Source organism: Streptomyces dysideae, from assembly GCF_001514305.1.
In the GTDB taxonomy this organism is placed as follows: Bacteria; Actinomycetota; Actinomycetes; order Streptomycetales; family Streptomycetaceae; genus Streptomyces; species Streptomyces dysideae.
The window spans coordinates 11894-21905 of sequence record NZ_KQ949141.1 but is presented as its reverse complement, the minus strand read 5'-3'; the positions used below and the strand labels follow the sequence as shown (position 1 = coordinate 21905).

Genomic DNA, 10012 nt, shown 5'->3' with positions numbered 1-10012 from the left:
CATAGCAAGCTGGGGGGACGGTTCCGGCTCCGCTCGTGGCCGGTCAGTAAGTGTGGGCGCCGTTCGGAAGTAGTGCATCGCGGCTCCTCCAAGCGAGAGAACGCCCCTCGGCCCCACCCGGCGGGACCTCACGCCCACCCCCACCAGCCTGCACTCATGAGCAGTCGCGAACATCACAAAAAGGGGTGAGCGAGATCTCCACCTTCGGGGGATACCTTTGGCACCCCCATTTGGGGGAGGCGACCCTGGACAGCCATGTTCAGCCAGGAAACGGAAGGCCCCGGCCCGCGCGCTCCCCCCGAAGAGGGGGTCTCCCTCTCCCCCCATTGGCGGGCGCCAATGCCTCGCACGCCGCGGACGATGGGACAAGCAGAGGAAGTTCCAGCCCGGTACTCCCTGGGGCGCCGGGCCGGGACGGCCGGGCCGCGGCACTCTTTCGGCGGCCCGGCCTCACATCCCACCAGCACCAAAGGCAGGTGCCTCGCCATGGCAGGTCGTACGCCGTCGGGCCGCACGCTCGCCGCACGCGCCGGAGCGGCAGTCGCGGCGCTGGTGCTCGCTGTCACCATGCCGACTATGGCTGTTACGGCAGACTCCGGGGCGCTCCGTGAGTCCGAGTGGGCGCTGACCGCGCTCAAGGCCGAACAGGCCTGGGAGGTCACCAGGGGTGAGGGCGTGACGGTCGCGGTGATCGGCACCGGGGTCGACGCCTCCCATCCCGACCTCACCGGCCGCGTCGTCAAGAGCAAGGACGTCGACGGCACGCGCGACGAGGGCGACGCGGCGATACAGGGCACGCACGCGGCGGGCATCATCGCCGGAACCGGCCGCAACTACGACGGCGACGGCCTGTTCGGGCTCGCTCCGGAGGCGCGCATCCTTCCGTTCAGCGTCTACCGCGACAACACGGCCCTGACCGCGGCGACCGCGAGGTCGATCATGGATGCCGCGCGCCAGGGGGCAAAAGTCATCAACGTCACAGTCGGCTTCACCCGCCCGCTCGACGCCCTCAAGACGGCCGTCGAGTTCGCGGCCGCCCGGGACGCCCTGATCGTGGCCGGCGCGGGCGACACCGGCGGGACCGGCAACGCGGAGACCTACCCTGCCGCCTATCCGGGAGTCCTCTCGGTCACCGCCGTGGACAAGAAGGGCACACTCTGGCCGGACTCCCACCACGGCGAGCACGTGGACCTGGCCGCGCCGGGTGTCGACATCCTGACCACCGCCAAGAACCGCGACTACTGGACCGGCCAGGGCACCGGGTTCGCAGCGTCCTGGGTGGCGGCGTCGGCCGCACTTCTGCGCTCCGAACACCCGAAGTGGACGGTCAGCGATGTCACTCGGCATCTGACCCAGACGGCTATTCAGCAGGGTAAGGCGGACTGGGATGCCCGATACGGCTGGGGGGTTGTCGCCCCTGCGGCGGCGCTGCAGGAGCGCACGGTCGACTCCGCGCGTGCCGATCGGACATCGGACGCCCAGGACCGCACCAACGGCGAGTCCTCGGACGCCGGTCCGATACTGATCGTCTTGGCCGTGGCGATGGTGCTGCTCGTGCTCGTCGTCACCGCCTGGCTCCTGATCCGACGCGGTGTGTCACCCACGGACGAAGAATGACGACGGGAGAGGCTTGTACGCCCCCGTCCCCGAGCGCGCGCGTCCCGCTACACCGGCCCCGGGGCGCGCGCATCCGCGTCCCTGGAAGGTAAGGCAGGCGGCCCTCGGCCTCCTGATGACGATCACCACGGCGGTGACCACTGCCCCGTTCTACTCGGACGTACGCGCCGGTAGCGCCCCTCCGCCCGCCTTGCCGCAGCCTCGTTTCCCCGCCCCCACCCGTCTCTTCACCGCCCCTGACACGCCGGCCGCCCGCTGGATATGCGTGAACACCCCCGGGACCCCCGGGCAGCGGTCATCGAGGAGCGCATCGCCTCCCGGCCGCAGGGTTCCTGGTTCACCGACCCGGATCCGCTGAAGGCGGAAGGCGACGTACGCGCCGTGATCGACGCCGCCCGTGCCCAGGGCGCGATGCCGGTCCTGGTCACCTACGCCGTACACCACCGCGACTGCTCCGGACACAGCACCGGCGATCTCACCGCCTACCACGACTGGATCGAGGGCTTCGCCCGGGGAATCTGATCAGCCAGAGCACTGGTGGTCCTCGAACCGGGACGACATCCGCTACGGCCTCTCAGTGATCCGGGAGCTGGGCAGCTCCCGCCTGGCCATGGTGATCGACACCAGCCGCAACGGGGCCAGGCCCGCCGCGGGCCACCGCGCCTGCGACCCTCCCGGCCGACGGCTGGGAGAACTCCCGACGACAGCCACCGGTGTCCCCGGCGTCGACGCCTATCTGTGGGTCAAGCCACCCGGCCAGGCAGACGGCTGCACAGCGGCAGCGGGGACCTTCGACGCGCGGTACGCCTACCTGCTCGCCCGATGACGCAGCCGCAACCCCGCATTCTTGCACCTTCCACACAAGGGGAATAACTCATCAAACGGCCCAATTCGGGCTACCTCAATTGAGGTAGCCCGAATTGGGCCGTTTGTTGTGTGCAGAATTCGCTCGCTCGTACGGCGATTTGGCTGCGACTCCTTTTCTAGCCTCGTGGGCATGGCAGCAAAAGCCCGAAGGAGTCCGCCACCAATGAAAAGAGTTCTCGTCGTGGAGCCTCATCCGCAGGTACTCACGGCTCTCGCCGATCTTGTGGAAGACGAGCCCGGATGTGAACTCGTGGGCGCTGTGGCCACCACCTCTGAGGCGATGTCGCTGGTCAGCGATGTGCGCCCGGACGTGATCCTGGTCGATTCGGATACGACCAATTGGCGGTCGAACCAGCTCGGCCACCGGCTCGGCGAAATCCTTCCCGCAGCTTTGCTCGTCCTTCTCTCCGCCGCCACCGAACCGCACAGGGAGTGCCAGGAATCGTCGGCGAAAACACCCCCCATCAGCATTCTCAAGACCGCCGCACCCGAATTCCTCAGGAGTCTCAGCGCATGAATTCCCCCATGGAAAACCACACTGACCCGAACACGTCCGCGACCGAGTCCGCCCTCGAGAAGAAGAAGCGACGCCTCAGCCGCCGCATGGTGCTCGGTGTAGCGGGGGCGGCCGTCGCGGTCGCCGCTGTCGGCGGCACTGTCACCGCGTTTACCGTGGACTCTGTGAGCGACTCCTCGTCCGCCGACTCCGGGGTGCACGGCGCGCTGCACACGGACGGCGGCGACATCGTGGACGCCGACGGCAAGAAGGTCGTCCTGACCGGCGTCAACTGGTTCGGTCTGGAGACCGGCACCTTCGCGCCGCACGGTCTGTGGGCGCGCAACCTGGACTCCATGGTCGAGCAGATGGTCGACACCGGGTTCAATACGCTCCGGCTGCCGTACTCCAACGAGCTCTTCGACGCCAAGAGCAAGCCGACCGGCATCGACTACAAGCAGAACCCCGAGCTCAAAGGTCTCAGCGGGCTCCAGATCATGGACAGGGTCGTCGAGAGCGCCACCGAGCACGGGATGATGGTCATCCTCGACCAGCACCGCCCGGACCAGTACGGCCAGAGCGAGCTCTGGTACACCGACAAGCTCCCCGAGAGCAAGTGGCTGTCGGACTGGAAGATGCTGGCCGAGCGGTACAAGGGCAACGACAAGGTCATCGGCGCCGACCTGCACAACGAACCGCGCGGCCAGGCCACCTGGGGCGACGGCAACCCCAAGACCGACTGGAAGATGGCCTCCGAGAAGGCCGGCGACACGATCCACTCGGTCAACAAGGACTGGCTGGTCTTCGTCGAGGGCAACGACAAGTACAAGGACGAGTCGACCTGGTGGGGCGGCGAGCTGCGCGGCGCCAAGGAGCACCCGGTGAAGCTCAAGGAGGCCGACAAGGTCGTGTACTCCGCGCACGACTACGGCCCCGGGGTGTACAACCAGAACTGGTTCATGGAGAAGAGCTTCCCGAGCAACATGCCGGCCTTCTGGGACAAACACTGGGGATTCCTGAAGAAGAGCAACACGGCTCCCGTGCTGCTCGGTGAGTTCGGCGGCAGGAAGAGCTCCGGCAAGAGCACCGAGGCCGTCTGGCAGAAGAGCCTGATGCAGTACCTGAAGAAGAACGGCATCAGCTACACCTATTGGTGCTGGAACCCCAACTCCGGTGACACCGGCGGTGTCCTCAAGGACGACTGGAAGACCGTTGACCCGGGCAAGAAGGCGCTGGTCTCCATGTACCAGTCGCCGATTCCTGGGGCCGAGAAGGACGCCGAGAAGAAGACGGCCTGATCCCTCGGGCGCGCCCACGGAAAGGCCGCCCGTGAAGGGGGCTGCGGACACCACCTCTGTCCGCGGCCCCCTTCAGCGCGTTCAGCCGTCACCGTCGCCCGGCCTCCTCCGCCTGCCCGATCGCCCAGGCCGCGTTGACCAGGCCGATGTGACTGAGAGCCTGCGGGAAGTTGCCCAGCAGGTGGCCGCCGACCGGGTCGACCTCCTCCGCCAGCAGCCCGACATCATTGGCGCATGCGGCGGCCTGCTCGAACACCTCGCGCGCCTCGGCCACCTCCCCCATCAGGGCGAGCCCGTGCGCGAGCCAGAAGGAGCACATCAGAAAGGCCCCCTCCTCGCCCGCAAGGCCGTCGTCAACCCGTTGATAACGGTGGACCAGTCCGCTCGGGCCGGTCAGGTGTTCCCGCACGGCGGCCACCGTGGCCCGCGCCCGAAGGTCGTCCGGCGCGGTGAATCCGGTGATCGGCAGCATCAGCGCGGAGGCGTCCAGCAGATCGGACCCGAACGCCTGGCTGTAGGCGCGAACCCGCCTGCTCCAGCCGTGCTTCTCGATCGCCGCGCGGATCTCGGCGCGGGCCGAGGTCCAGGCGGTCACCCGGGCGGTGGCGTCGAGTTCGTCGGCCAGGGCGATGGCCCGATCCAGCGCCACCCAGCACATGAGCTTGGAGTAGACGAAGTGCTGCGGGCGACCACGGACCTCCCAGATGCCATGGTCCGGTTCGCGCCAGTGCGCCGCGGCTGCGTCGGCCAGGCTCACCAGGAACAGCCGACCGTGCCCGTCAAGTCGGCCCAGTCGGCCGCGCAGCCGGTATGCCGCGTCCAACAGCTCGCCGTAGATGTCGAGTTGGCGCTGCCGCCACGCGTCGTTACCGATGCGCACGGGACGGCTGCCGCCCCACCCGGTCAGATGGTGGAGTGTGCGCTCGGTCAGTACCCGTTCGCCGCCCACTCCGTACAGCACCTGAAGAGGGTTGCCGTCGGCGGGCCCCTCGGCGGAGGCAGTTCGCGCCATCCACGTGAAGAACTCCTCCGCCTCCCCCGGACAGGCGGCGACCGACAGCGCGTGCAGGGTGAAGGAGGCATCCCGCACCCAGGAGAAGCGGTAGTCCCAGTTGCGTTCACCGCCCACGGCCTCCGGCAACGACGTGGTGGGCGCCGCGACGACCGCGCCGGTCGGGGCGAACGTGAGTGCCTGGAGAACCCGGCCACTGAGATGCACCGCGTCCCTCCAGGGCCCCTCGTACCGCTGGTTCAGCGCGGCCCACGAGCGCCAGGCGTCCAGCGTGGTCCGCAGGGCCCGGTCGATGTCCTCCTGGCTCCACAGTCGCCGCCGACCGCCGACAGGGACGTACTGCAGGGCGAAGCCCGCCCGCTCCCCGGCGCTCAGCACCAACTGCCCACGGGCAGTGGTCCGCCCCTCCAGCCGCACCGGCGAGGACAGCAGGAGTGAGCCGGAGCCGATCCGGCACAGCAGCCCTCCCTCGGCCGGTGCCAGCAACGGCAGGATCGCGCCGTAGTCCGGCCGGGGAGCGAACTCCACCGCCACCCTGGCCGATCCTTCCGTGCATTCCACCACGCGCAGCAGCGTGTGTGGCACCTCGCGGCCCAGGGCACGGCCACTCGCGTTCGGCCCCACGGCCAGGGCGTCGGTCACCTGAACCGTTCCGGTGTCGGTACGGAACTCGGTACGGAGCACCATCGTCGTGTCCGCGTACGCCCGGCGGACGGTGAAGACGCCGACCGGGCGGATCCACCAGTGCCCGGCGGAGGAGTCCAGCAGCCGCGCGAGCACGGACGCGGCATCGAAGCGGGGAAGGCACAGCCAGTCCACCGACCCGTCACGCGCCACGAGCGCCGCGCCCTGGCAGTCCGACAGCAGCGCGTAGTCCGCTATCGGCCGCGCCTCCGTACCCACCGCGGCGGCGGGTACGGGTGAGCGCACAGGACGTCCGTTCGCCACGGGGCTCGGTGAGACCACGGCGGGAGCGGGGGCCCCCGTCCATCCGGGGTTCTCAGTCACGGCAGCTCCTGAACACGAGGTAACACCGGACCGGACAAGAGAGAAACCCGCCCTATGGCGTATGTATTCCCACACATAGCCCCCTACAGGAACGTATGAGTGATGAGCACCAATGATGGTGTAAATCGCGTAGACAGGCGTGGAATCCGCACTGCGTGCCGCCGGGTTTCCCACCGAGCCGTGGCGTAGGTCCGACCCCGGACAAGGAGAGGATCATGGTTCATCACGGACGCGGGAGAGATGCACGCTCATACCCTGGCAGGGTGAGCCGAACCCCCTCCCGAATTCGGCCTGTTGCAGTTCCGGCTGCTCTGGAACGGCGGGGTGAGATTCGACCTCGGCAACGGCGTGGGCCAGCTTTTGCGGCCCCCGGCCCTCTGCGGAGCGTGGTCGCCGACCGGATCAGGCTGATCAAGCCCATCCCGCCCTGCTTCCACCTCGCTGACATCGCCGGCGTGATCGGCCTGCCGCTCGCCACGGTCCTCCACGCACGCGCGCCCACGCACGGCGTGCTGAGATTCCATACAGCCATGTACAGACAGGGACGCCCATTGGCCATCACCGACCTCCTCGGCCCGAATCCGCGAGATCGAGGCAGTGCCTTGCTCGACAGTCTCCTTGCCGGCTCGGCGGCCGTGGAGGAGGGCCTGCTGGGTGCTGTCAAGAGCGATGTCCGCTTCATCGCCGAGTCCGGCCGGAGCCTTCTGCGCACCGGGAAGGCGCTGCGACTGCGCCCCCTCCTGGTTCTGCTGGCGGCGCGGTTCGGCGATCCGCACGCACCCGGTGTCGTGCCCGCGGCGGTCGCCGTCGAGCTCACTCACGTCGCCGCGTTGGCTCACGACGGCGTGCGCGGCGCGGAGGCGGCCGGGCACACCAGGCCGGATCCCCACGCCCTCCTGGACACCTCGGTCGCCCTCCTCACAGGCGACTTCCTGTTCGCCCGCGCCTCACAGATCCTGGCGGACCTCGGTCCCGACGCCGTACGCGTCCAGACGGCTGCGTACGAACGCCTCGTCACCGGCCAGATCCTGAGCCGGACAGGCCCAAGTGAGGGTTGCGACCCGGTCGCGCACCACCGCGAGGTGGCCGCCGCCCGGACGGGTTCGCTGACTGGCGTGTCGGGGCGGCTCGGGGCCCTGGCGGCGGGCGCGGAAGACCACGTCGGGGATGCCCTGGCCCGGTACGGTGAACGGCTCGGCACGGCACTCGGACTCACGGACGACGTGCTGGGGCCCGCCGAAGACGACCTCCTCCGGGCCGAAGTGCTCACTGGGCCGTGTCCCCCACCGGCACACCCGGCACCGGGACGGGTCCTGCGAGAGGCTCTGTGCAGTGCCCTCCAGGCGCGAGCGGCACTCAAAGACCTTCCGGACTGTGCGGCGAGGGGCGCCCTGGCCGGGCTGTGCGACGCGGCAGCCGCTCGCGCTCGGCCGTGACCCACCGGAAGGACGGGCGCGGCACGATTGCCGGTCCGTCACCCGTCCCGGTCCGTCAGCGGTCCGTACGGTCACCTGCCCGTCGGCTTCCTTCGGCGCACGGGCCGTCCGGTGCCACGCGCGCCGGGACGTCGGCCCGGACCCAGGTTCCATGACCGGGGCGGCTGTCGACGTCCAAGGTGCCGCCCACCTCCCGCGCGCGTTCCCGCATGGACCGCAGGCCCAGGTGGCCGGGGAAGGATCTGCCGGTGTCGAAGCCCACCCCGTCGTCCGTGATCACGAGTGTGACGTTGTCCTCCGTCGCGGACAGGCGGAGCAGGACATGCCGGGCCGCCGCGTGTCGGATGACGTTGTGCAGCGCCTCCTGAGCGATCCGGTAGAGCGCGTGCTTGGCCTCCGGTACCGCCTCCGGCTCGGCGGTGAGCCTCGCCTCGACCGCGATGGCATGCCGGACACGCACCTGGCCGACGTACCGGCTCAGCGCGGTGACCAGCCCCTCGGTCTGCAGCGACTCGGGGCTGAGCCGGCACAGGATCGTCCGGACCTCGCTCAGTCCCGCGTCGGAGAGCCGGAGCACGGAGTCGATCGGCCGGTGCGCACCGGTGTCCTCGGAGCCGAGGAGGTCGCGAGCGACACGCGCGTTCAGCGCGATGCCGTACAGGGCCGCACACAGGGAGTCGTGCAGTTCGCGAGCCAGGTGCCGCCGCTCCTTGCGCGTCGCCTGCGCCCGGGCTACGTCCCACTGCCGCTGCGCCTCCACCGTGGCGGCGGCCCTGGCCCCAAGGTCCTGGAGCGTCGTGACGTCCTCCGCGCCGGGATGATGTCCGCGCGGAAAGCGGCAGCACAGTGCGCCGACCGCCTGCCCGCGGCACCGCAGCGGCACGGCGGCCAGGGCCTCGCCTGAAGCCGGGGCCGGCGCTGCCCGCGCGAGCTCCGGGTGCGTCTCGACCACCGGGGCCACCGTCGTGATCGCCTCCATCGCCACTTTCACGGGATGAGCGGCCGGGCATTCCGCCTGCCCCGTCCGATCCGCCTGGTCGCAGGAGAGGGGGCCGGCACCGCCGTGGCCACCGGCCGGGCGCAGCCCTGTCTCCGGTTCGAGCAGATAGACCACGCAACACACGGCACCAGTGCGGGTGACCGCCTCGGCGGCCACGGAGTTCATCGCCTGTCGTACTGCGTCCTGGCGGACCAGGGACGTACGGCCGAACCGGTCCAGATCCTCTTCCGCGCGAGATCGTTCAACCGCGAGGCCCACCGGGCCGGTGAACGGCTCCACGATCTGAAGGTCCTCTGCGGTGAAGCAGCGTCCGCGCCGCCGGTTCACCACTTCCAGCAACCCGACGATCCCTTCACGGAACGTCAGCGGCACGTCCATGACCGAGGCCAGTCCGGCGTCGCGCAGCCCCGCGCGCAGCCTCGACGGCTCGTGGTCGGTGTCGGAGAAGATCCGCGGGCGTCCGACGCGGACCACCTCGCGCATCAGCGTGGTCTCCCCCGGCATCAGGAAGCCACGCGAGGCCGTGTCCCCGACGCCGTCCACAGCGCACACGGTCAGTGCGTCGCCCCAGTCCAGGGCCAGCACCCGGACCGTCTCGGCGCCGACGGACTCCCGCACCCGGCGCGCGGCCAGCAACAGCACCTCGTGCCCGGGACAGCCTTCGACCACGCTCTGGGTGACCTCGGCGACCGCACGCTGTCGGCGCTCGTGCCGCCAGCGCGCACTCAGGTCGCGGACGGCCACGCTGTAACCCGCCACGCGTGCGTGCGCGTCCCGGGTCGCCGAAACGACCGTCTCGGCCCAGAAGCGCACCCCGTCCGGGCGGACGCGCCAGGCGCACTCCCGGTGTGTGCCCAGACTCGCGGCCACTTCGAGGGCACGCGCCACGCCGCCCGACGCCGCGTCATCGGGCGGATAGAGGAGCGAGACATGCCGCCCCACGAGGTCGCTCAGGCGGTGGCCGCCCGGCACAGCGGCGCCCGTGCCGGCGCTCAGCACATGCCCCTCGGGATCCAGCACGAGGACCATCTCCGAGGCGCCGTCCCCAACCGGCCGTCGGCTTCGCCCGCCGGGCTCGGCGTCGGGCGTCGGGCCCGGCGCCTCCGGGACGATGGGAGAACGGCGCCTCACGCCGACCACCGGTGCTCGTCCGCCGCGGCGAGGCCGTGGGCGAGTTCTCCGGACGGCACGAGCCCCAGCCGCAGGGCGTGTGCGACCGCCTGCGTGCGGTTGTGCACCCCGAGTTTGTCGAAGATGTGGCTGACGTACGTCTTCACG

At 70.1% G+C, this 10012-nt stretch carries 8 protein-coding genes; 6 read left to right on the top strand and 2 right to left on the bottom strand.

Features of this window, described 5'->3' with window-relative positions; genetic code table 11:
- Positions 1-486: 486 nt before the first annotated feature.
- The 5 genes from AQJ91_RS46990 (at position 487) to AQJ91_RS46970 (ending at position 4278) form a co-directional block, all read left to right on the top strand.
- On the top strand, positions 487-1617 hold the full coding sequence (locus AQJ91_RS46990) for a S8 family serine peptidase (RefSeq protein WP_067036098.1): 1131 nt from the start codon (positions 487-489) through the stop codon (positions 1615-1617).
- A 261-nt stretch (positions 1618-1878) separates the two neighbouring features.
- Positions 1879-2139: a glycoside hydrolase family 6 protein gene (locus tag AQJ91_RS57085; protein ID WP_067036095.1), complete on the top strand. Its 261-nt coding sequence runs from the start codon at positions 1879-1881 to the stop codon at positions 2137-2139.
- Positions 2090-2443, top strand: a complete 354-nt coding sequence (locus AQJ91_RS57080) for a glycoside hydrolase family 6 protein (RefSeq protein ID WP_267891321.1) — start codon at positions 2090-2092, stop codon at positions 2441-2443. The genes AQJ91_RS57085 and AQJ91_RS57080 overlap by 50 nt, the downstream gene beginning before the upstream one ends.
- Before the next feature lie 204 nt (positions 2444-2647).
- On the top strand, positions 2648-3001 hold the full coding sequence (locus AQJ91_RS46975) for a response regulator transcription factor (RefSeq protein ID WP_067036089.1): 354 nt from the start codon (positions 2648-2650) through the stop codon (positions 2999-3001).
- 8 nt (positions 3002-3009) lie between these two features.
- Complete coding sequence (locus AQJ91_RS46970; RefSeq protein ID WP_234383460.1) at positions 3010-4278, top strand: glycoside hydrolase family 5 protein; 1269 nt, start codon at positions 3010-3012, stop codon at positions 4276-4278.
- A gap of 88 nt (positions 4279-4366) precedes the next feature.
- Here the strand turns inward: AQJ91_RS46970 and AQJ91_RS46965 are convergent, their stop codons facing one another.
- Positions 4367-6298, bottom strand: coding sequence for a glycoside hydrolase family 15 protein (locus AQJ91_RS46965; RefSeq protein ID WP_234383459.1), 1932 nt, complete (start codon positions 6296-6298; stop codon positions 4367-4369).
- Between the two features lie 530 nt (positions 6299-6828).
- Between AQJ91_RS46965 and AQJ91_RS46960 the strand changes: the two genes are divergently transcribed.
- Positions 6829-7734: a polyprenyl synthetase family protein gene (locus tag AQJ91_RS46960; RefSeq protein ID WP_107122730.1), complete on the top strand. Its 906-nt coding sequence runs from the start codon at positions 6829-6831 to the stop codon at positions 7732-7734.
- 55 nt (positions 7735-7789) lie between these two features.
- Here AQJ91_RS46960 and AQJ91_RS46955 read toward each other — a convergent pair whose 3' ends face one another.
- Positions 7790-9865: a GAF domain-containing protein gene (locus tag AQJ91_RS46955; RefSeq protein WP_159054826.1), complete on the bottom strand. Its 2076-nt coding sequence runs from the start codon at positions 9863-9865 to the stop codon at positions 7790-7792.
- Positions 9866-10012 lie beyond the last annotated feature (147 nt).